General features: G+C 72.5%; 22 protein-coding genes. 10 read left to right on the top strand and 12 right to left on the bottom strand.

Annotated elements, in window-relative coordinates; translation table 11 throughout:
* The first annotated feature begins 50 nt into the window (after positions 1-50).
* Positions 51-584, top strand: coding sequence for a DoxX family membrane protein (locus ACFZA0_RS36855; protein WP_391025155.1), 534 nt, complete (start codon positions 51-53; stop codon positions 582-584).
* A 101-nt stretch (positions 585-685) separates the two neighbouring features.
* Here ACFZA0_RS36855 and ACFZA0_RS36850 read toward each other — a convergent pair whose 3' ends face one another.
* The 3 genes from ACFZA0_RS36850 to ACFZA0_RS36840 form a co-directional block, all read right to left on the bottom strand.
* Positions 686-2,737 carry a CocE/NonD family hydrolase gene (locus tag ACFZA0_RS36850; RefSeq protein ID WP_391025153.1) on the bottom strand — a complete coding sequence of 684 codons (2,052 nt, stop codon included), beginning with the start codon at positions 2,735-2,737 and terminating at the stop codon, positions 686-688.
* A gap of 90 nt (positions 2,738-2,827) precedes the next feature.
* The gene (locus ACFZA0_RS36845; RefSeq protein ID WP_391025151.1) at positions 2,828-4,210 is read right to left on the bottom strand and encodes an ATP-grasp domain-containing protein; all 1,383 of its coding nucleotides are present in this window, start codon (positions 4,208-4,210) and stop codon (positions 2,828-2,830) included.
* Between the two features lie 154 nt (positions 4,211-4,364).
* Entirely contained in the window at positions 4,365-4,976 is a 612-nt protein-coding gene (locus tag ACFZA0_RS36840) for a flavin reductase (RefSeq protein ID WP_391025149.1), read from the bottom strand.
* Positions 4,977-5,371: 395 nt separating this feature from the next.
* Here ACFZA0_RS36840 and ACFZA0_RS36835 point away from each other — a divergent pair, with 395 nt between their 5' ends.
* Positions 5,372-5,680, top strand: a complete 309-nt coding sequence (locus ACFZA0_RS36835; RefSeq protein ID WP_391025147.1) for a WhiB family transcriptional regulator — start codon at positions 5,372-5,374, stop codon at positions 5,678-5,680.
* Positions 5,681-5,845: 165 nt separating this feature from the next.
* Here the strand turns inward: ACFZA0_RS36835 and ACFZA0_RS36830 are convergent, their stop codons facing one another.
* The 5 genes from ACFZA0_RS36830 to ACFZA0_RS36810 form a co-directional block, all read right to left on the bottom strand.
* The gene (locus ACFZA0_RS36830; RefSeq protein WP_391025145.1) at positions 5,846-6,787 is read right to left on the bottom strand and encodes a M48 family metalloprotease; all 942 of its coding nucleotides are present in this window, start codon (positions 6,785-6,787) and stop codon (positions 5,846-5,848) included.
* Positions 6,784-7,155 (bottom strand): BlaI/MecI/CopY family transcriptional regulator, encoded by a 372-nt coding sequence (locus ACFZA0_RS36825; RefSeq protein ID WP_391025144.1) that lies wholly within the window; start codon positions 7,153-7,155, stop codon positions 6,784-6,786. The genes ACFZA0_RS36830 and ACFZA0_RS36825 overlap by 4 nt, the downstream gene beginning before the upstream one ends.
* A gap of 484 nt (positions 7,156-7,639) precedes the next feature.
* Entirely contained in the window at positions 7,640-7,807 is a 168-nt protein-coding gene (locus ACFZA0_RS36820; RefSeq protein WP_391025142.1) for a hydrophobic protein, read from the bottom strand.
* Positions 7,808-8,294: 487 nt separating this feature from the next.
* Positions 8,295-9,941, bottom strand: a complete 1,647-nt coding sequence (locus ACFZA0_RS36815) for an MFS transporter (protein WP_391025140.1) — start codon at positions 9,939-9,941, stop codon at positions 8,295-8,297.
* Positions 9,942-10,174: 233 nt separating this feature from the next.
* The gene (locus ACFZA0_RS36810; protein ID WP_391025138.1) at positions 10,175-10,951 is read right to left on the bottom strand and encodes an IclR family transcriptional regulator C-terminal domain-containing protein; all 777 of its coding nucleotides are present in this window, start codon (positions 10,949-10,951) and stop codon (positions 10,175-10,177) included.
* Between the two features lie 66 nt (positions 10,952-11,017).
* On the opposite strand from ACFZA0_RS36810, the gene ACFZA0_RS36805 reads away from it, so the two are divergent.
* The 8 genes from ACFZA0_RS36805 (at position 11,018) to ACFZA0_RS36770 (ending at position 18,192) form a co-directional block, all read left to right on the top strand.
* A complete protein-coding gene (locus ACFZA0_RS36805; protein ID WP_391025137.1) occupies positions 11,018-12,178 on the top strand; it encodes a cupin domain-containing protein in 1,161 nt (386 codons plus the stop codon).
* A 2-nt stretch (positions 12,179-12,180) separates the two neighbouring features.
* Positions 12,181-13,008, top strand: a complete 828-nt coding sequence (locus ACFZA0_RS36800) for a fumarylacetoacetate hydrolase family protein (RefSeq protein WP_391025135.1) — start codon at positions 12,181-12,183, stop codon at positions 13,006-13,008.
* On the top strand, positions 13,005-13,640 hold the full coding sequence (locus ACFZA0_RS36795; protein ID WP_391025133.1) for a maleylpyruvate isomerase N-terminal domain-containing protein: 636 nt from the start codon (positions 13,005-13,007) through the stop codon (positions 13,638-13,640). Before ACFZA0_RS36800 ends, ACFZA0_RS36795 begins: the two co-directional genes overlap by 4 nt.
* A gap of 28 nt (positions 13,641-13,668) precedes the next feature.
* On the top strand, positions 13,669-14,922 hold the full coding sequence (locus ACFZA0_RS36790; RefSeq protein WP_391025187.1) for an FAD-dependent monooxygenase: 1,254 nt from the start codon (positions 13,669-13,671) through the stop codon (positions 14,920-14,922).
* Complete coding sequence (locus ACFZA0_RS36785; protein ID WP_391025131.1) at positions 14,919-16,112, top strand: acetyl-CoA C-acyltransferase; 1,194 nt, start codon at positions 14,919-14,921, stop codon at positions 16,110-16,112. The genes ACFZA0_RS36790 and ACFZA0_RS36785 overlap by 4 nt, the downstream gene beginning before the upstream one ends.
* Positions 16,109-16,801 carry a 3-oxoacid CoA-transferase subunit A gene (locus tag ACFZA0_RS36780; RefSeq protein WP_391025129.1) on the top strand — a complete coding sequence of 231 codons (693 nt, stop codon included), beginning with the start codon at positions 16,109-16,111 and terminating at the stop codon, positions 16,799-16,801. Before ACFZA0_RS36785 ends, ACFZA0_RS36780 begins: the two co-directional genes overlap by 4 nt.
* On the top strand, positions 16,801-17,463 hold the full coding sequence (locus tag ACFZA0_RS36775) for a 3-oxoacid CoA-transferase subunit B (RefSeq protein WP_391025127.1): 663 nt from the start codon (positions 16,801-16,803) through the stop codon (positions 17,461-17,463). Before ACFZA0_RS36780 ends, ACFZA0_RS36775 begins: the two co-directional genes overlap by 1 nt.
* 120 nt (positions 17,464-17,583) lie before the next feature.
* Positions 17,584-18,192, top strand: a complete 609-nt coding sequence (locus ACFZA0_RS36770; RefSeq protein WP_391025125.1) for a TetR family transcriptional regulator — start codon at positions 17,584-17,586, stop codon at positions 18,190-18,192.
* A 19-nt stretch (positions 18,193-18,211) separates the two neighbouring features.
* Here the strand turns inward: ACFZA0_RS36770 and ACFZA0_RS36765 are convergent, their stop codons facing one another.
* Genes ACFZA0_RS36765 through ACFZA0_RS36750 form a run of 4 tightly spaced genes read right to left on the bottom strand, consistent with a single transcriptional unit; the run spans position 18,212 to position 21,639 of the window.
* Positions 18,212-19,135: a LysR family transcriptional regulator gene (locus ACFZA0_RS36765; RefSeq protein ID WP_391025123.1), complete on the bottom strand. Its 924-nt coding sequence runs from the start codon at positions 19,133-19,135 to the stop codon at positions 18,212-18,214.
* A 10-nt stretch (positions 19,136-19,145) separates the two neighbouring features.
* A complete protein-coding gene (locus ACFZA0_RS36760) occupies positions 19,146-20,285 on the bottom strand; it encodes an FAD-dependent oxidoreductase (protein ID WP_391025121.1) in 1,140 nt (379 codons plus the stop codon).
* Positions 20,282-20,470 (bottom strand): ferredoxin, encoded by a 189-nt coding sequence (locus ACFZA0_RS36755; protein WP_391025119.1) that lies wholly within the window; start codon positions 20,468-20,470, stop codon positions 20,282-20,284. The genes ACFZA0_RS36760 and ACFZA0_RS36755 overlap by 4 nt, the downstream gene beginning before the upstream one ends.
* Positions 20,467-21,639, bottom strand: a complete 1,173-nt coding sequence (locus ACFZA0_RS36750) for a cytochrome P450 (protein ID WP_391025117.1) — start codon at positions 21,637-21,639, stop codon at positions 20,467-20,469. Before ACFZA0_RS36750 ends, ACFZA0_RS36755 begins: the two co-directional genes overlap by 4 nt.
* Positions 21,640-21,721: the final 82 nt, after the last annotated feature.

The following is a 21,721-nucleotide window of genomic DNA, read 5'->3' as shown; positions in this document are numbered from 1 at the left end:
GGGGAACACGGTGAGGGCCGTACGCACCGAGACAATTTACGGAGAGCACCATGAGTCTGCTGCGATGGGTCGGCCGCCCCATGCTGGCCTCGATGTTCATCGCCGGGGGGATCAAGACCCTGCGCGACCCGAAAGCCGTGGCACCCCTTGCGGAACCCGTGGTGCAGCCGGTCACCGACCGGATCGACGTGCTGCCGGACCGTACCGAGCAGTCCGTCCGGCTGAACGGGGCCGTGCAGGTGGGGGCGGGCCTGCTGCTCGCCACCGGCCGCATGCCCCGCCTGGCGGCCCTCGCGCTCGCCACCACCCTCGTGCCGACCACCCTGGCGGGACACCGCTTCTGGGAGGAGGAGGACCCGGCGGAGCGCTCCCGGCAGCGCACCCACTTCCTGAAGAACATGTCGATGCTCGGCGGCCTGCTCGTCGCCGCCGACGACACCGGCGCCGCCCCGTCGCTGCTCTGGCGCGGCCGGCACAGTGCCCACGAGCTGCGCCGCGAGGCCAGGCTGGTGCGCCGCTCCGTGCGGGCCGGCGCCCGCCCCGCGGCGACCGTCGGCGCGCTGAAGGCGAAGCTGCCGGGCTGACCACCGCCCCCGCACCCGGGGAAACGCGTACGCAGGGAAAAGGTGCCCTGGTCCGCCGGACGACTCGTCCGGCGGACCAGGGCACCTTGTCGTGGCCCGTCCTACAGCTCGTCGCGCGGCACCGTCTCGTTCCAGGTCCGCGAGAAGACCCGGCGGTCGTTCTCGTACCCGTCGAGGGTCGCGTCGACGTGGAAGGACCTCTCGTCGCAACGCAGGACGGTACGGGTCTCCACGCGCACGTCCCAGTCCCGGTCGGGCCGGGCGAACCGCATGCGCCACGCCGCCTCGCCGGTCGGGGAGGAGAAGTCGTCCGCGACGGACGTGTACCGCTCGTACGCGCGCAGCCCGACCTCGATGCCCGGCTCCTCGTACCGGACGACACCCGAGTCCTTGACGATCTCCAGCTCGGCGCCGTACCCGATCAGGTCGCGCTTGACGTCCCAGCGCTGCTCGGGCGGCTCGACGCGGGTGGTGGGCGCGGGCTCGGCGCCCTCCGGCTCGCCGAACGGCTCGCGCGGCTGCTCGCCGTGCCCGTCCGCGGGCCTCACCGGCAGGGTGAGCGCCCCCGCGCCGATCTCGGCCCGCACGGGGTGCGGAGGCGGCCACGCGAGCGGCCAGTACGACGTCGACAGCGAGAGCCGTATCCGGTGGCCGGCCGGGAACGCCTGCGCCACACCGTTCAGCCGGACCGTGGCCGCGCGGGACACCCCGGGGCCGGGGGCGTGCGAAACCGCCTCGGCGGAACTGCTCTCGTCCGAACTCTGCGCCGCGCGGGCGAGGTTGACGAGGCCGTAGGTGACCCGGGTGGCGCGGCCGTCCGGCGCGACGTCGGAGAGGCGGGCGACGAGCTGCGCGACCGGCCTGCTGGTCGACACGTCCACCTCCACGAAGGGCGAACCGAGGATCTCCACCGGCTCCGCCAGCGGCTCGGTCTCGAACACCAACGAGCCGCCGTCCTCCTCGCGTTGGTCGTAGGGCAGGTCGGGCGGGGCGTTGTAGGAGGCCCACTTCCCCGCGAACTGCCCCACCGACAGGGGCGACTGGACCGTCATGGGCCCGCCGTCCGGCGGCTCCGTGCCGGGCTCGCCGATGGTGTGCCGGGACAGCGGATGCCGCCGCTCGACGATGTGCGGCGAGGGCCAGCACGGTTCGCCGACCCAGCGTCCGGGCCGCTCCTCGTACGCCGTGGACGGCGGCACGCTGTCCTGCATCCACGCCCGCAGCATCGGGCCGTCCATCACGCCGTTGCCCTCGCCCTTGAGCCAGTGGTCCCACCACCGCACGACCTCCTGGAGGTAGCCGATGGCCGGTCCGGGCTCCCCGAGGTGCGGGAACTTGTGCGACCAGGGACCCACAAGTCCCTTGCGTGGCACGTCGAGCCGGGCGAGGAGCCGGGTGACCGCGTTGGAGTACCCGTCGGCCCAGCCGCTCGACGCGAGCACCGGCGTACGGACCGCGCCGTAGTCCTCGCAGACCGACGCGTGTCGCCAGTAGTCGTCGCGGCGCTGGTGGCGCAGCCACTGGAGCACCCATGGGCGGGTCTCCTCCAGCCGCTCGTGCCACATCTCCCGCCACCGCTCGCCGACGGCGGCCGGGTCGGGGGGACAGGTCGCGTAGGCGAACATCGTGCCCGCCTCCGCGAGGTTGTCGGACAGCATGGCGCCGCCGAGGTAGTGCATGTCGTCGGCGTAGCGGTCGTCGGTGAACGACGCGATGACGAGCGCCTTCAGACTCGGCGGGCGCCGGGCGGCCACCTGGAGGGCGGCGAAGGCGCCCCAGGAGATGCCCATCATCCCGGTGCTGCCGTCGCACCAGGACTGCCCGGCGAGCCAGGCGAGGACGTCCTCGGCGTCCTGCTGCTCCTGTTCGAGGTACTCGTCGCGCAGGACGCCCTCGGAGTCGCCGGTGCCCCGCAGGTCCACCCGGACACAGGCGTAGCCGTGCCCGGCGATGTACGGGTGGTGGATCGAGTCGCGTACCGACGTCAAGTCGCCCTTGCGGTACGGGATGTACTCCAAAATCGCCGGAACCGGCTGCGCGTCGGAACTGACGGGCCGCCAGATCCTGGCGGACAGCCGCACACCGTCCCGCATGGGGACGATGACGTGGTCCTCTTCCTTCGTCGCGTACGGAAGGCTGCTCACGGTGCGCATGGGGGGATGCTGCTCCTCTCGGTGACGTCCCGACGGGACGCCCGGTAGGCGCGGTCGTGCGGTGCGGGCCAGAAGGTGCGGACCCGCTGCTCAGTCGGTGCTGGTGCTGGTGTTTGTGCTGGTGCCGCCGACCGGTTCGGCGAAGTCCAGGTCGAGGGCGGCGACGACCCGGTCGTACTTCTCCCGCAGCTCGTCCTCGTCGCGGCCCCCGGTGAAGATGTGGGCCACCTCGTAGCTGTAGCTGTCCTGTTCGGGAAGCTCACCGAGGCGCTCGCCCTCGTGCGGGCGGACGTCGATGCGCACCCCGGGGATGTCCATCTCGATGCGCGCGATGTCCGCGGGGGTGGGCACCTCGTGCACGGCGGCGTCGGAGAAGCGGCGGTAGTACCACTTGGCCGCCATGGCGTACTCGCCCTCGCGGAACGGCATGGTGTGGTCGGTGCCGAGGGCGAGGCCCAGCATGACGTGGTGGTTCGGGACACCGTCGACGTACTCGAACAGCTCGGCGTGGGACTGCGAGTGGCGGGGGTTGATCTCCAGCAGGCCGATGTCGCCGGTCTCCGGGTCGTAGAAGTACTCGATGCTGAAGGTGGCGCCCTCCATGCCGATGCGCCGCATCACCCGTCCCGAGATGTCGTGCAGCCGCCGGATCACGTCCTCGGGCAGCCGGGAGGGGTACTGGTGGCGCAGGAAGCTGGAAGAGTCGGGGTAGTTGATCGAGTCGAGCACGCCGTAGACGGTGACCTCACCGTTGTGGACGTAGCCCTCGACCGCGGCCTGGACACCGGTCATGGTCTCCTCCGCGAGACACACCTGACCGCCGACTCCCGCCATTTCCGGGGGAGTCGACACCTGGTCGAGGATGTACTCGAACGGCCTGCCCACGCGGGCGACGCCGTCCCGTATGCGGGCGACCGCCGCGGCGAACTCCTCCTGGTTCCCGACCCCGAAGGCGAGTTCGGAGGAGTACGACAGGGCGGGCTTGACCCACATGGGGAAGTTCATGCCCTCGGGCGGAAGCGGCTCGTCGGCGCCCAGGTCGACCTGTCCGAAGCGCGGGTGGTCGTCGACGACGGCGGCCTGCTCCAGCCGGCTCCAGTACTTGTGCTCGCACTTGACGACGGAGTCGAGCGACGTGGCGCGCGTTCCGTAGCGTTCGGCGAGCAGCGGGACGAGGGTCGACACCGGGAAGTCCCAGTAGCCGACGATCGCGTCGATCGGCTCGTCGAAGCCGTCGAGTATCTCCTCGGCCTCCGCCCTGAGTTCGGCCACCGACACCTCGCCGTGCTGAAGACGGTCGATGCTCAGGAGGGGGTGGAAACGTATGTGTTCACCCCCGCGGGCGGCACGGAGCGTGGGCAGGTTGGCGTCGTCGAGACCGACCACGAAGACGTTCTTCTCGCGCGTCCTCGCGTCTGCCGCCTCGTTCGTTCCGGCGGACGGTCGGGTCGCGGTGCGGGTTCGGTCGGCCATGGATTCCGGCTCTCCTTCGTAGGGGACTTGGGCGGCCGTCCGGGTGCCCAGGCCGCACCGTCCTACGCGGCCGACCTTGATCGCGTCGCGGTGCCGGCCCGGAAACCCCCAGTACAGAGGGCGGATTGCCGCGCCCGCGCACGGCCGCCCGCACTCACCCCTGGTTGCGGCGCCACTCCTCGTAGGGGGTGCGGGCCAGTTCGAGGACGTCGCCGCCAACACCCCACTCGTTCTTGCCGAGTCGCGACAGCGGACGCAGCCGCTCGAACTCCGGGTGCCCGTCGTCGAGTACGTCCTCCTTCACGGAGGCGTGCACCACGCGGCCGATGACCACGGTCGAGTCGCCCAGCCGCAGGGTGCTGTGCAGGACGCACTCCAGCGCGACGGGCGAGGCGGCGACCCGCGGCGGCTTCACCCGCACGCTGGGCTCCCGCTCCAGACCGACCGCCTCGAACTCCCCGTTCTCCGGCGGGAAGTCGGTCGCCGTCTCGTTGACCTTCTCGAACAACGCCTCGGGCGCGAGGTTCACGACGAACTCCCCGGAGGCCTCGACGTTGCTCAGGGTGTCCTTGCGCCCGACCGAAGTGAACTGCACCATCGGCGGGTTGACACAGGAGACGGTGAAGAAGGAGTGCGGCGCCAGGTTGGCGACGGAACGGACGGACAGCGTGGACACCCAGGCGATCGGGCGGGGGACGACCACGGCGGTCAGCAGCTTGTAGAAGCTGCCGCCGGCCATGCTCTCGGGATCGAAGTCGATGCGCATACCGGCAAGTATCGCCAGTGGCGGCCACGGATCCCAGCGGCGCTCGCGAGCGCCGCCCCCGGACTCCCGCTCCAGGATTCCGGGGGCCGGACGTTCGAGTACAGCGCTCCTGGAGCGCGTCGAGCGGTGCTTCGGCCACTTCGACAGAACGTCCTCGGCCCAACGCCGAACCCCTTCCTGGCCGCGTCCGGGGCGGCCTGCACGGTGGTCGTGGGCAAGCCGTTTGACCGGGCGACCGAGTGACCGAGCGGCGGTGTCACGGAAGGCGGCCCGTGTTGGTCATCTGACCGATGCGGTGAGCCGCGGGCGGAACGACGATGAACGGGACAGATGCCTCGCGTGCCCGGGGCGTGAAGTGTGAGCCGTGGCATGCGATCAGAGGAAGGAGGAGGACAGTGAGGACATCGTTGAAGCCGCTGCTGGCCGACTGGGAATGGCAGGCTCGGGCCTCGTGCCGCGGCATGAGCAGCTCCGCGTTTTTCTCCCCGTCGGGCGAGCGGGGCAGCAGGCGAAGGGAGCGGGAGGAGCGGGCCCGCAGGATTTGCGTCGGCTGCGAGGTTGTCGACCAGTGCGCCGCCATGGCCTTGCGGGCGGGGGAGCGCTACGGGGTGTGGGGCGGCATGTCGACCAAGGAGCGGGCCGGTCTGCTGCCGGCCCCGGCCGCCCCTGCCTCCGCGCGGGCACGTCGCGTCGTCGGCGAGTAGGACGGGCGGGCGGTGGTGACCGTCCGCCGCCCCCGGGACGCGCGCGGGAATGCCCGGTTCGAACGGATACACCCCGTCAGCGCCGGCACGACGACCCGGTGCGGTGCGACGCCCCGAGCCGCTGATCGTCGCCGTCGATCTGTCGGGACACGGCGCCGGATGCCGTCACCGTACGCGCGCTGCGGTCTGCTCGCCCTGGGCGACCTCGACCTCGTGGTGCAGGGCCACCACGCCGGTGGTTGCGGCCGCGGCGGGCAGGATCGCGCAGACGGTGACGAGCAGGGCGATCCATCGCCTGGTGTTCGAGCGGTCGTCGCCGGGGGCGAGGAGGGCGGCAACCCGCTGGGGGACGGGGCCCGTGGTCGCTGCGGGGGCGAAGCCCGGGCGGGTGGACGACTGGGCGTTCCCCGCGAGGGCGGCGCGGGCGATGGCCTGCGCCAGGAGGCGGCGATCGCCGACGGCTGCGGCAGCGCTCTCGTCGGCGGCGCGTTCCGCTGCAAGCCGGATGGTGGCGCGTGTGGCGTGGAGCGCGGGGTGGCAGTGGGCGGCGAGTTCAGCGGCTGCCAGGAAGTAGTGGTGGCCGCCTGCATTGTGGGCCCGCTCGTGGGCGAAGAGGGCTTCCCGTTCGGCGGGGCCGAGGCCGCGGAGCATCGCGGTGGTGACGACGATCCTGTGGGGTCTGCCGGGCAGCGCGTACGCGTCCGGGTGCGGTGAGTCGACCACGCACAGGTCCCCGGCGGCGGGGCGCCGGTCGGCCTCCGTGCGAGCGGTGCGGAAGGCCCTCACCTGACGCACCGCTGAGCGTGCGAGCGTCCAGGCGCCGAGGCTGAGCGCGCCCGTGGCGAGCGTGGCGGCCGGCAGGACGATCACGTCTGAGGGGGTGCGCAGGGGGTGGACGAGGTCGCCCAGTGACGCGAAGGGGGAGAGCTTGAGCAGTCCGATCAGCACGAGGGCGCCGAGGGCGGCAACGCATGCACCGGCGCAGGCCAGAGCGCAGGACGTCAGCGCGCGCAGGACGGTGACCGGGTCGAGGCGTGTGAGGGCGCGACGGGCCAGAACCGGCAGGGTGAAGGGCAGCAGGAGTGGAATCAGAAGGAGGGCGATCATCGCTCGTCGGCCTCCAGCAGATGGCGCAACAGTTCCCCGTCGTCCGGGCCGAGCTGGGCGACGAAGCGGGCGAGGACCGTCTCGCGGTCGGCGTCCTGGTCGAGTTCGGTGTGCATGCGCCGGGCGGTCAGCCCCGGGGCGTCCTGCACCGGGACGTACGCGTAGCCGCGCCCATGCCGCTCGCGGTCGACGACGCCCTTGTCGTAGAGGCGGGACAAAATCGTCACCACCGTCGTCCGGGCGAGGCCGGCGGAAAGTTCGGCCTGGACCTGCACCGGGGTGAGCGGTTCGCCGGCGGCCCACAGGGCGGCCATCACCGCTGCTTCGAGCTCGCCGGCCATGCGGCGTTCGTCTTTCGGGTCGGTCACAAGAACGATCCTCAACCATTGGCGTCTACAGTTCAGTAGACCGTCTACAGGATTGTAGTCGCTGGTCGGGTACTGCCGCGACGCGCCCGCTGCGCCTGGCTGAAGGGGGCGCGCAGGCGTCTGCGTCGGCCGGGCATTCCGACGGCGAGGGGGCGCTGTGGGCGACAAAGGCATCGAACGGGGCGTACCGGATGTCTTCGGGGGTAATGGGTGCGGCATCGGCCCTCGCAGGACAGCATGGGAACCTTGCGCCTCCACCCTGCGGGGGCCGTTGGCCTGCTTCGGTCGCGCTCGGCGGCTGTGTTCAGGCGTACGGAGACTTGAGTTGAGCCCGAGGCGCCGGAGCGCCGGGTTCCCGAGGTGAAGCCGGCTTCCGGTACGGCCGGGGCAACACGGAAGGGGTATGCCCGTGTTGGGCATACCCCTTCATGTTCATGCAGCACCGGTCGGTGCGTCGTTGTCGTCCTTCAGCGGAAGGCGATCGTCACCACCGGTACCAGCGGCCCTTGCGGCCACTGCCGGACGGCTTGATCACGAAGCCGAGCACCCACACGATGAGCACGATCACCGCGATCCACCACAGGGCCTTCAGCGCGAAACCCGCACCGAAGAGAATCAGGGCCAGCAGAAGAACGAGAAGCAGGGGAACCATTGTTATCAACCTCCGAGCGACCGTCTGCTCCCCGCCGCGATCTTCAAACGTGCCCACCGGCACGACGGGGACGAGGCTGCCGCCGGCCCCCATGGCTGCCGTTGGGGAAGTTGCTTCTGTGCCGGGCTCGTTCGGCATCCGTTGAGGGCCGTCATCGCCACCGGCGGTGACGGCTTTCGCCCACCGTCTGCTCAGCCACGGCGGCTTCGAGCAGCACACGGACGTGCACGGCATCCGTGGGCGCGAATGGCCGGACACGGTATCCGTCACCGCCGGCCGCGGAACATCGAACACCACAGAAGGAGCAGACCACTTCGCCGCAGCCCGCAGCCCGCAGCCCGCAGCGCACTGGCACCCTGAACCGACGACCGCGCCGGCCGCCCGCTGAATCCGCATCACCCGCGCAGGTTATCCATGCCGCGCCGACGCCCGCACGGCCCTGGTCCTCCATCGTCTCCCTGCACCACCGGCGGCGAACGCCCCTCGTCTACAGAAGCGCGGCACTCGAGGCACCCTCCGCCCGGCCGCCGTGGCCGGGCGGCGCGGGAGAGGGTGCACCGTCCCCGGAGGCGGCGTCGGTGTGGAGGCCGATCATGCCGAAGGCGGTGAGTGCCGCGGCGACGGCGGCCGCCGCGGCGCACACGAGGAACGCGGTGCTGAAGCCGCTGCCCATGGCGTCCAGGGCAATGTTGTGGGCGGCGGACCCCGGTGCGCCCTGCGGCAGGCTGTTCACGGCGAGGGGGCCGCCCGCCGCGGCGATCTCCCGCGCTGCCGCGGTGTCGGCGCCCGGCAGGACCGTGCCGGAGAGGTTCCTCGCGAACGCCGAACCCGCGCTGCTGAGGGCGACCGCGCCGACGACGACCGGACCGAGGGCGAACCCGAGGTCGCGCAGCATGTTGGTGGTGGCGCTCGCCATGCCCGCCAGGCGCGGGGGCACGCTGCCCAGTGCCACGGCCGTGACGGAGCTGACGGTCAGGGCGAATCCGACGCCGATCAGCAGGGTCGGCGCCACGAACGCGCCGAGCCGCGGGTCGGTGACGTCCAGCCGGGCGCACAGCAGGCAGCCGGCCGCCATCAGCGCGAACCCCGAGGTCAGCAGCCAGGACGGCGCGACTCGGTGCAGCAGTCGTGAGACGACGGGGATGAGCAGGAAGGCGGGTCCCTGCAGGAGCAGGAAGGGGATGGCCACCCGGATCGGGTCCTGGTGCTGCACCGGGCCCAGCCACATGCTCGTCGCGAAACAGGCGCCGAGGAAGGCGAGCATGCCGATGACCGCGGCGACGGACGACACGGTGAAGGCGCGATTGCGGAACAACCGCAGGTCGAATATGGGGGATTCCGCCCCCAGTTCCACCACGACGAATGCCGCGAGGATCATCGCGCCGAGGGTGAGGGAGAGCAGGACGGGCAGCGTCGTCCATCCGGCCTCGGGGCCTTCGACGGCGCCGTACAGCACCAGGACGAGACCGAGGGCGAAGGTGACCTGGCCGGCCACGTCGAACCTGCGGCCCTCGGGCGCCTTCGACTCCGCGGCCAGCGTCGCGGTGAGCACCATGCTGATCAGGGCGAGTCCGACGAGCACCCAGAAGGACCCGCGCCACGACCCGATCTTGGCGAACACGCCGCCGAGCAGGGGGGATACGGCGGCGCCGGCGGACAGGAACCCGCTCCACACCGCGACGGCGTGCCCTCGCTGCCGCACGTCCCGGGTGACGGCGGTCAGCGCGGTGAGGGAGCCGGGGAACATGGCCCCGGCGCCCAGTCCGTTCAGTGCGGCGCCGAGCCACAGCACCTGGACGTTCGGGGCGAGTGCGGCGACGCTGCTGCCGACGGCGACCAGAGCGGTGCCCCCGACGACGAGCCTTCGGCGGCCGAACAGGTCGCCGAGAACGCCGAAGGTGAACTCGAAGCACACCACCGCGATCATGAACGCGGAGGTGATCCAGGTCAGTTGCGAGCCGTGGGTGTTCAGGTCCTGCTGGAACAGTCCGTTCAGCGAGGCCGGCAGCGCGTTCGCGACCTGGGCCACGAAGACCGCCCCGCAGGCGGCAGCCAATGTTCCCGCGTAGCCCGGCTTCCGGGCGGCCCCCGCGGTTGGGCCCGGGGACGTCGCCGTCCCGTTGTTGAGCGTCATTGGTGGTTCTCCCTGACTGGGGACTTCGGGGCTCCCGGAAGCGGGAACCCGAAGCGTGGAAGCGCTCGGCTCCGCGCACGCGGTGGGGGGAGGCAAGGCGCGCGGCGCGTCCGGCGCGGTGCCGTGGAGAATGGCACTCGGCTTTACGTCACGTCAAGGAAATGTGCAGGAAATACAGAAGCTGTTCTTCGGGTAAGCCCAGGGCAGGTCGGGCGGGTCGGGCGGGGCCGGCCCTACGGCTGGTCGTCGAGCTCCTCCTCCAGGGCGTGCGCCGCGGTCTCCAGCGTGGCGACCAGGGAGGGCAGGCGCCGCGGCTCGTAACGCACGCTGGGCATCGAGACGGAGAGACCGGCCAGCGCGGTGCCGTCCCGGCCGCGCACCGGGACGCCGACGGCGACGAGCCCGCTCTCGGACCGCTCCCTGTTGACGGCGAAACCGTTGCGGCGCAAGCGTCTGAGTTCCGTCCGCAGCCGCGCGAGGTCGGGACGGTCGGCCGGGCGGTCGCGGTAGCGCTCGGGGGCGTGGACCCTCTCCAGCTCCTCGTCGGTCAGGTCGGCGAGCAGGAGCAGTCCCGCCGTGGTGCGGTGGGCGGGGAAGACCATCCCCTCCCGGGACCCGACCCGGAGGGCCTGCCGGCACTCGACGCTGGCGATGAAGCGCGCCGTCTCCCCGGTGCGCACGATCAGGTTCGCCGTCTCGTCGAGGAGATCGACGAGCCGCCCCAGGTGGGGAAGGGACACCGTGCGCAGCCGCGACACGAGCGACTGGGAGTGCGCGGCCAGTTCCAGCACCGGGCCCGCGCGGTAGACGCGGTCCTCGCCCCGTACGGCGAAGTCCCGGTAGACGAGCATCGCGAGAACGCGGTGGGCGGTCGACCGGGCGACACCCAGCCGCTCCGCAAGCTGCGCCACGGTCGCGCCGCCCTCCATCTGCAGGATGGCCGCCGCTCGCAGCGCGTGGTCCACGCTGGCGATGGGATAGGGCGGCGGTGTCTTCAGCGGCTTGTCCATGGCTCCTCGCATTCTGGTGTGCAGAATTCCCATGTTCCATCAGCAGACGCCGTGCACGCTGACTCCGTGACTGAGTCCTCCCTCACCCAAGACATCGGCACGGGCTCCCCGGTGCGGCTCCAGGCCGTCACCGCAGAGGGGCAGCCCGAGGTCACCCCGGCGCTCGAGGAGCTGTACCGGGGGTTCGAGCAGGAACTTCTCGTCCCGCTGTGGACCGAGATCGGTGACCTGATGCCGGCCCACCCGCGCTCGCGCGCCGTGCCGCACCTGTGGCGCTGGGAGCGGCTGCGCGAGCTGGCCGCACAGGCCGGTGACATCGTGCCGGTCGGTCGGGGCGGGGAGCGCCGCGCGATCGCGCTGGCCAACCCGTCCCTCGGTGGCCGGCCCTTCGCCACCCCGACCCTGTGGGCCGCCATCCAGTACCTCATGCCCGGCGAGGACGCTCCCGAGCACCGCCACACCCAGCACGCCTTCCGCTTCGTCGTCGAGGGCTCGGGCGTGTGGACGGTCGTCGGCGGCGACCCGGTGCCCATGAACCGCGGCGACTTCCTCCCGCAGGCGGGCTGGAACTGGCACGCGCACCACAACGCCACCGCCGAGCCGATGGCCTGGATCGACGGCCTCGACATCCCCTTCCAGTACGTCACCGAGGCGCAGTTCTTCGAGTTCGGCCGCGACGGGATCACCGACGCCGAGCGGACCACGCCCGAGCGCTCCCGCTCCGAGCGGCTGTGGGGCCACCCGGGCCTGCGCCCGCTGTCCGCCGCCCCCGCCACGCCGGGCAGCCCGCTGCTGTCCTACAAGTGGGAGTACACCGACGCGGCCCTGCGCGACCAACTCCTCCTGGAGAAGGAGGGCTTCGGCGGCACCGTCGAGCCCGGCCACGCCGCGGTGCGCTACTCCGACCCGCACGACGGCTCCGACGTCCTGCCGACGATCCGTGCCGAGTTCCACCGCGTCGCCCGCGGCGCCGAGACCGCGCCGGTGCGGGAGACCGGTTCGTCGGTCCACCAGGTCTTCGACGGCTCCGGCGTGGTGACCGTCGGAGACACGTCCTGGACGGTGACCCGCGGCGACCTGTTCGTCGTCCCGTCCTGGGAGCCGTTCTCCGTCAGGTCCGAGGCCGGCACGACCGACTCCGACTCCGGGTCCCTCGACCTGTTCCGGTTCTCCGACGCGCCCGTCTTCGAGGCGCTCAAGCTCGACCGCACCCAGAAGGACACCTGACCATGAAGCTCGCCACCCTCCGCACCGCCGACGGCACCCGGGCGGTCCGCCTCGACGGCGACCTCCTCGTCGACCTCGGACACACCGACCTGGGCGAGCTGTTCGCCGAGGACGACTGGCGGGCGAAGGCCGCCGCCGCGTCCGGCACCACCTGGCCGGTCGGCGCCGCGGACTTCGCCCCGGTCGTCCCGAACCCCTCCAAGGTCGTCTGCGTCGGCCACAACTACACCAACCACATCAAGGAGATGGGCCGGGAGCTGCCGACCCACCCGACCCTCTTCCCGAAGTTCGCCGAGACCCTGCTGGGCGCGAACGACGACATCGTCAAGCCGGCCGAGACCGACGCGCTCGACTGGGAGGTCGAACTGGCCGTCGTCATCGGCGAGCGGGTGCGCCGTGCCGACGAGGAGCAGGCCGCCGGCGCCATCGCCGGCTTCACCGTCATGAACGACATCTCGGCGCGCGACTGGCAGTTCCGCACCGTCGAGTGGACCCAGGGCAAGATCTGGGAGGCCACCACCCCGGTCGGCCCCTACGTCGTCACCCCCGACGAGGTCGGCGGCGTCCGCCCCGGCCTGGAGGTGAGGACGGTCGTCGACGGCGAGGTCGTGCAGCGGGACGACACCGGCACGCTGCTGTTCGACCCGGTCTTCCTGGTCCAGTACATCTCCACCGTCATCACCCTGAACCCGGGCGACATCATCGCCACCGGCACCCCGGCCGGCGTGGGCAACGCCCGCGACCCCAAGGTCTTCCTGGTCCCCGGCCAGACCGTGGTCACCGAGATCACCGGCCTGGGCGCCTGCACCAACAAGGTGGTCGGGGCATGACCGACGGAACGCGGACGTTCACCGACGCGCGCGCCTGGGCCCGTACGGGCACCGAGCTGCTGCTCGACGCCGTCGCGGACCTCGACGAGGCCGCCTTCGCCGCCCCCTGCGCACTGCCGGAATGGACCCGGAAGCACCTCGCCGCGCACGTCGCCGCCAACGCCGACGCGCTGGGCAACCTGGTGCACTGGGCGGCCACCGGCGAGGAGACGCCGATGTACGCCTCCGCCGAGGAACGCGCCGCCGGCATCGCCAGGGGCCCCGCCCTGTCCGCCGACGAACTCCGCTCCTGGCTGACGGCTTCCGCGCACAAGCTGGCGGCGGGACTGGACGGGCTCACCGACGAGCAGTGGCGGCGCGAGGTCGTCACCGCCCAGGGCCGGACCGTCCCCGCCACCGAACTCCCGTGGATGCGCGCCCGCGAGGTGTGCGTCCACGCCGTCGACCTCGGCACCGGCGTCGTCACCTTCGCCGACCTCCCGAAGGGCTTCCTGACCGCCCTGACCGCCGAGATCAGCGACCGGCGCGGGCTCACCGAACTGCCCGACGGTCCATTGCCCGAGGTCGCCGCCTGGCTGGCCGGCCGCCCCCACTCGCTCGCCGACGCGCCCGCGCTCGGCCCGTGGCTGTAGAGGAGTGCATCCCGTGTCCCACCCTGACGTGATCGTCGTCGGCGGCGGCATCGGCGGCCTCGGTGCGGCGTTCTCCCTGACCCGCCAGGGACTGAGCGTCCGCCTGCTGGAGAGTGCCCCCGCCTTCGGCGAGGTCGGCGCCGGTATCCAGCTCGCCCCCAACTGCACCCGCATCCTCGACGACTACGGTCTCCTGGAGGAGGCCAAGAGCCTCGGCGTCGTCCCGGACGCGATGGTCATGCGCGACGCCGTCGACGGCGCCGAGCTGACCCGGCTCGACCTGCGCGACCTGGAGAGGCGCTACGGCTACCCGTACCTGGTCATCCACCGCAGCGACCTGCACGGCCTGCTGCTGCGGGCCTGCGGGCGCGCCGGTGTCGAGCTGGTCAACGACGCGCGGGTGACCGCGTACGAGAACACCGACGGGGGCGCCCGCGTGACCGTCGCCTCCGGCGCGGCCCACGAGGCCGGCATGGTGATCGCCGCCGACGGCCTGCACTCTCCCGCCCGCAAGCTGTTCGTCGACGACGAACCGGTCTCCTCGGCCTACGTCGCCTACCGCGGCACCGTCCCCGCCGAGCAGCCCCGTGTGAGGTCCGTCGACCTCAGTGAGATCGTGGTGCACGTCGGCCCCCGCTGCCACTTCGTCCACTACGGTCTGCGCGGCGGCGAGATGCTCAACCAGGTCGCGGTCTTCGAGTCGCCCAAGGCACTGGCCGGCCGCGAGGACTGGGGCACGCCGGACGAGCTCGACGCCGCGTTCGCCGAGACCTGCGGCTTCGTCCGGGACGGCCTGCCCTTCATGTGGCGGGACAAGTGGTGGCGCATGTTCGACCGCGACCCGGTCATGAACTGGGTCCACGGCCGGATCGCGCTGCTCGGCGATTCCGCGCACCCGCCGCTGCAGTACATCGCCCAGGGCGCGATCATGGCCATCGAGGACGGCTGGGTCCTGGGCGAGCACGTCGCCCGCAACCGCGCCGGGGACGGCACCGTCGACTGGAGCACCGCGCTCGCCGCCTACGAGGCCGTCCGCCCGGAGCACTGCCGTCGCGTGCTGACCACGTCCCGCCAGTGGGGCGAACTGTGGCACCTGGACGGTCCCGCCCGCGAGCGGCGCAACGCGCTGCTGCGCGCCCGCGACACCTACGACTACGCCTTCACGGACTGGCTGTACGGTCCGACCGCGCTCACCCCGGGCGAGGAACCGGAGATGTTCACGCCGGTCCCGCCGGCATCAGCGGCCGTCGGGGAAACGGTGACGGCGGGGGGCACGGCATGAGCGACGCCTACCTCTACGCGGCCGTCCGCACCCCGTTCGGCAGGTTCAACGGCGCCCTCGCCGGAGTGCGGCCCGACGACCTCGCCGCCACCGCGCTGACCGGCCTGCTGGCCAAGGCGCCCGACCTCGACGGCGCCGCGATCGGCGACGTGGTGTGGGGCAACGCCAACGGCGCCGGCGAGGACAACCGCAACGTCGGCCGGATGGCCGTACTGCTGGCCGGGCTGCCGGTGAGCGTGCCGGCCACCACCGTGAACCGGCTGTGCGGCTCCGGCCTGGACGCGGCGATCATCGCCTCGCGCACCCTGGAGTCCGGCGACGCGGACGTCGTCGTCGCCGGGGGAGTGGAGTCCATGACCCGCGCGCCCTGGGTGCTGCCCAAACCGGACCGCGCCTTCCCCGCCCGCGACGTCACGGCCGTGTCCACCACCCTGGGCTGGCGGCTCGTCAACCCCGCGATGCCGACGGAGTGGACGGTCTCGCTGGGGGAGAGCAACGAACTGCTCCGGGAGAGGTTCTCGATCTCCCGTGAGCGCCAGGACGAGTTCGCGGCGCGCTCGCACCGGCTCGCGGCACGGGCCTGGGACGACGGCTTCTACGACGACCTGGTCATCGCCACCGAGGGGCTCACCCGCGACGAGGGCATCCGGCCCGACACCGACCCCGGCAGGCTGGCGGCCCTGAAACCGTCGTTCCGTCCGGACGGGACGATCACGGCCGGCAACGCCTCCCCGCTGAGCGACGGGGCCTCGGCGCTACTCCTGGGCACCGGGGCGGCGGCCGACCGGATCGGGCTGGCCCCCGTCGCCCGTGTCGCCGGCCGCGGCGTGCACGCGGTCGAGCCGCGGATGTTCGGCTTCGCACCCGTGGAGGCCGCCGAGCAGGCGCTGCGCCGGGCCGGGATCGGCTGGGGCGACGTCGGCGCGGTCGAGCTGAACGAGGCGTTCGCCGTACAGTCCCTCGCCTGCGTGGACGCCTGGGGCATCGACCCGGAGATCGTCAACACCCGCGGCGGCGCCATCGCCCTCGGGCATCCGCTGGGCGCCTCGGGCGGCCGGCTGCTCGGCACCCTGGCGAAGGTGCTGCGCGAACGGCGTCGCCGCTGGGGCGTCGCGGCCGTCTGCATCGGTGTGGGTCAGGCCCTCGCCGTGGTGCTGGAGAACGTGACCGGGGAGGTGGGCCGGGGATGAGTACGGTCATCACCACGACGGCCGACGAGGCCGTGGCCGGCACCGAGGACGGCTCGACGGTCCTGGTGGGCGGCTTCGGCCTGGCGGGCATGCCGTTCGACCTCGTCGACGCCCTGATCCGGCAGGGCGCCGGCGACCTGACCGTGGTGTCCAACAACGCCGGCAACGGGGACGTCGGCCTGGCCGCACTGCTCAGGGCGGGCCGGGTGCGCAAGATGGTCTGCTCCTTCCCGCGGCAGAGCGACTCCCACGTCTTCGACGCGCTGTACCGGGCCGGCCTGGTGGAGCTGGAGGTGGTGCCCCAGGGCACCCTGGCCGAGCGGATGCGGGCCGCCGGGGCGGGCATCGGCGCCTTCTACAGCCCCGTCGGCGTCGGCACCCCGCTGGCGGACGGCAAGGAGGTCCGGGAGATCGACGGGCGCGCCCATGTCCTGGAGCACCCGATCAAGGGGGACCTGGCCCTGGTCTCCGCACACCGCGCGGACACCGTAGGCAATCTCGTCTACCGCAGGACGGCCCGGAACTTCGGCCCCGTCATGGCCACCGCCGCCACCACCGTCGTGGCCCAGGTCACCGACATCGTGCCCGCCGGGGAGATCGACCCGGAGAGCGTGGTCACCCCGGGCATCTACGTCGACCGCCTGGTACGGGCCGAGGCCCGCCGGCTCACCGTGCAAGGAGCCCGCTGATGACCACCACCGTGCCGGAGCACACCGACCGGGGCCCGCTCACCACCGACGAACTCGCGGCCCGCGTCGCCCGCGACATCCCCGCCGGTTCCTACGTCAACCTCGGCATCGGCCAGCCGACCCGGATCGCCGAGCACCTGTCACCGGACGCCGGGATCGTGCTGCACACGGAGAACGGGATGCTCGGCATGGGCCCCGCCGCGACCGGTGACGAGGTCGACCCGGACCTCACCAATGCCGGGAAGGTCCCGGTCACCGAGCTGCCCGGGGCGGCGTACTTCCACCACGCCGACTCCTTCGCGATGATGCGCGGAGGCCACCTCGACGTGTGCGTCCTCGGGGCGTTCCAGGTCTCGCACCACGGTGACCTGGCCAACTGGCACACCGGCGACCCCGATGCCGTCCCCGCAGTGGGCGGCGCGATGGACCTCGCCGTCGGGGCGCGGCGGGTGCTGGTGATGATGAGGCTGTTCGCCCGCGACGGCGCCTCCAAGCTGGTGCCCGCGTGCACGTACCCGCTGACCGGCGCGGCCTGCGTGAGCCTCGTGTACACCGACCACGGGGTTTTCGAGCCGGGTCCGGACGGGGTCCGCGTGCGCGAGACGTACGGCATCACGGTGGCCGAGCTGCGCGGACGGCTGCCCGTCGATCTCCTCGCCTGACCCCGGGAGCCGGTGCGGCGGCCGGCCCGCGGCACGGGCCGGCCCCGCGCGCTTTACATGCCGTTCGCAGCGGAGCCGGCCCGTACAGCGAGGGCGCGGCAGGGCACTAGGATCTCCGGCATGGCGAACCTCCGACAGGCACAGAAGCAGATGACGCGCCGCCTCCTGCTGGAGTCCGGGCTCGGACTGTTCACCACGAAGGGCTACGCCGCCACCACGGTCGACGACATCGCGACCGCCGCGGGCACCACCCGGGTGACCTTCTACGCCTACTTTCCCTCCCGCACCGATCTGATGAGAGCGCTCATCGACGAGCGGCTCAACGAGGCGCTCCAGCGCGTCCGTTCCCCGGAGCACGGTTCCACGGCCCGGGACCTGGTCGCCACGGTGGCCGACGGGACGTCGGACGCGATCAGCGCCTGGCTGCGGCGCACCGCGGACAGCTGGCCCGAGATCCGGCCGATCATCCGTGTGGGCCGGGACGCCGCAGCGGTCGATCCCGAGCTGCGCGACCTGGTGGAGCGATGGCTGGAAGAAGCCATCAGCGACATCGAGGACGGCCTGACGCGGGCCGGGCGCCTCGCCCCCCACCAGCGCCGCTTCCGGGGAGTGCTGGCCATGGCCGAGCTGGACTACGTCGCCCAGCACTGGGGCCGCACCGACTGGAAGGTCACCCGCGATCAGCTGCTCGACGAGCTGAGCGCCAGCTGGGTACGGCTGCTGGGCTGATCCGGCGCCGCCGGCCGTCTCACCGCTCGGCCGCGGCGTCGCGCAGCAACTCCCGCAGCCAGGCGACGAAGTGCCGGTCGGCCAGGTGCGGGTTCCACACCATGTCGATGCCGAGCCCGGGGAGCGGGAACGGGAACTCCTCGATCCGCAGGTCGGCGAGGGTGCGCATGGTGTCGGCGACCCGGTACCGCAGCAGGGCGACCCCACCGGCGCGCGCCACGTGGAACGGCACCAGGAGGAAGTCGGAGACCCACAGCCCGACGCGGTAGGGGATCGCCTCGTTCTCCAGTACCGAGTACGGGAAGACCCGCCGGTCGGTGTCGACGACGACGTGCGGCTCGGTGGTGAGCAGGTCGAGGGCGCTCGCCCGCGGGGAGGTGTCCGGCGAGGCCACCACGACACAGCGGTCGTCGTAGAGCCGTTCGCGCGGATACGGGGAGAAGTGCCCCTCGGAGATCAGTACGACGTCGACGCCCCCTTCGGTGAAGGTGGCCTCGGTGGGCACCGTGATCGTCCGGATCCGCAGGGTGGCGTGCGGGGCGCGCTCGGCGACGAGCCGGGTCAGCCGGGGGCCTACGACGAACGCGGTGCTGTTGGTCATGGCGACGGTGAGGACCCGCTTGTCGGTGGCGGGATCGAAGGAGGGGAAGTCGACGACCCGCGCCGTGTGCTGCAGGGCGCCGCGCAGCGGGGTGATCAGCTCCAGCGCCCGGGGGGTGAGCGTGACGCCACTGCCCTGCCGGACCACGAGGTCGTCGCCCAGCAGGCGCCGCATCCGGGCCAGGGCGTGGCTCATGGCGGGCTGCGAGAGCCCGACCCGTTCCGCGGCCCTGGTCACGGACCGCTCCTCCAGCAGGGCGAGGAGGGGCACCAGCAGGTTGAGGTTGACCGATGCCAGCCGGTCCAGCCCCGATGTCGCCGTGGTGCCCTCCTCGCCGTTCATGGCGCACACCCTATGCGGCGGTCCGTGTCATGCGGCGCAGCCGGGGGACGGGGACGCGGCAGTCCAGGGCGACGGCCGTGGTGCCGCCGTTCCCCTGCCGCCAGGTCATCAGCGCGGGGCCGTCGGGTCCCCCGTCCACGTACTCCGGTTCCCCTTCGACGGGCAGCTCTCCGACGGCCTTGAGGGTCCGCCCGAACTGCTCGGTCCAGAAGTACGGCTGGAACGAGAGCGGTGGGGCGTCGTCGCCGTGGAGGAGCGCCCGCGCGGCGACCTTCGCCTGGTCGACGGCGCTGCTCCACAGGGGGACGCGGCGCGGGCCCCGCGGGGTGGGGAGGGCCGCGAGGTCGCCGACGGCCGCGACGCCGGGGCGGGCGAGGCCGCGCGCGTCGACCGGAACGGCGCCGTTCACGACGAGCCCGGTGCCGCCGAGCCACTCGGTGTTGGGGACGTCGCCGATGGCGGTGATCAGGACGTCCGCCCGCAGTACCGTGCCGTCCCCGAGCGCGACGCGGGCGTCGCCGGGCTGCCCCTCGACACGGGCCGGACCGGTCTCGACCACGGTGAGTCCCCGCTCGCGGGCGGTGGCGGTCAGGACACGGGCGAGGTGGGGGCCGAGCCGGGCGGTCAGCGGTCCGCCCCGCGAGACGAGGGTGACCCGGCAGCCGGCGGCCAGGCATCCCGAGGCGATCTCCATGCCGAGCGGGCCGCCGCCGACGACGAGGACGGAAGGCCGGCCGGCCAGGCGGCGGCGCAGCGCGAGCGCGTCGTCGAGGCTGCGCAGAGTCACCTCGTCGGGCAGCTCGGACAACCGCCGGGCCCGGGAGCCGGTGGCGAGGACGACGCCGTCGTACGGCAGGACGGTGCCGTCGTCGAGCGCGACCAGGCGCCGGTTCGGGTCGAGGCCGGTCGCGCGGACGCCGAGCAGTTCCCTCGCCCAGTGGGACGTCGGTGGCAACGTGTGCGAGGACAGGTCGTCGCCGTCGAGCAGCAGCGCCTTCGACAGGGCGGGCCGGCTGTACGCCGGGCGCGGTTCGTCGCCGACGAGGGTCAGTTCACCGTCGAACCCGGCCTCGCGGAGTGTGTCGGCTGCCGTGAGTCCGGCGATGCCGTTGCCGACGACGACGACGCGTCTCGGGGCGGCGGTGCTCATGCGACCCTCAGCGCGGCGACGGGACAGACCCGGGCGGCGGCGCGGGCGAGTTCGGCGTCGCCTCCTTCGACCTCCTCCCGGTCGAGCGTCAGCTCGCCGTCGTCGTCGAGGTGCATGAGCTGCGGTGCTGCCTCCTCGCACAGGCCGTGGCCTTCGCAGCGGGGGCGGTCGAGAACGATCCTCACGCGGGGATCACCTCCAGGACGGGGAGCCGGTCGATGCTCCGGGTGATGTTGGCGGGAACGCGGACCTCGGGCCCGACGACGAGGCGCTCGACGCGCCGGGACAGTGCCTGGATCACGGCGTGGGCCTCCAGGCGGGCGAGCCCCTGGCCCGCGCAGCCGTGCGGGCCGTAGCCGAACGACAGGTGGTCGACCGGGTTGCGCCCGACCAGGAAGGCGTCGGGGTTGTCGTAGTGCCGCGGGTCGTGGTTGCCGGCGCCGAACAGCACCGCGATCCGTGCGCCCGCCGGGACGTGGACGCCCTCGACCCGCACGTCCCGGGTGGTGACGCGGCCCCAGACGTTGACGGGGGGCCAGTACCGCAGCACCTCGTTGAACGCCGCCGGAACCAGGGACGGTTCGGCGCGCACTTCGTGGAGCTGGTCCGGGTGTGCGGCGAACAGGGCGACGATGTTGCCGATGGCGGCGACCGTCGTGTCGACACCGGCGCCCAGGTACTGGTGGATGATGTGGCCGGCCGTCCCCGCGGGGATGTCGCCGCGCGCCTCGGCGTCGAAGATGCCGCGGCCCACCGAGCCCTCGGCCAGGTCGTCGGCCGTTACCCCGGCGCACCAGGTGTACAGCTCGCCGGCGACCGGGAAGCTCTCCGCGGTGCGCCGGTTCAGCGGGCCGAGGACCTCCATGGCGGCCTGTCCCCAGCGGAGCATGCTGTCACGCACATGGCCGGTGAAGCCGATCAGATCGGCGACGACCTCCAGCGGGAAGGCGCGGGCGAGGGCGTCGACGGCCTCGAAGGAGCCCCGCGCGACGAGTGCGGCGACCAGGTCGTCGGCCTTCGCCTCGATGCGGCCCTTCAGCCCGCGCAGGGCGCGGGGCGCGAGGTTCTCGGTGAGGGTGGCGCGCAGCGGGGTGTGCGCCGGCGGGTCGGACGCCAGTGACGTGCCGGTGAGGGCCTGGTCGGCCGCCGGGTTGAAGGCGATGGACGTCGAGGAGAACGACTCCCAGTCGGCGAGGGCGTCGCGGACGACGTCGTAGCGCGTCAGCGCGTAGGCGTCGTTCTTCGGCAGGTGTACGACGGGGCCCGTCTCGCGCAGTTCGGCGTGGAAGGGCAGGGGATCCAGGAGGACTTCGTCGGCGAAGAGGTCGAGGTCGGAGGCGGGCGGTCTACGCATGCCCTCAGTGAAGGCCGTCCGCGTCACATTCATCAAGTGAATGATTGGCATGGTGCGGCATGCACAGCATGCATATCGGGCC

Origin of the sequence: Streptomyces sp. NPDC008150, from assembly GCF_042956945.1 — a bacterium.
GTDB lineage: Bacteria > Actinomycetota > Actinomycetes > Streptomycetales > Streptomycetaceae > Streptomyces.
This window is presented reverse-complemented; position numbering and strand designations above follow the sequence as displayed.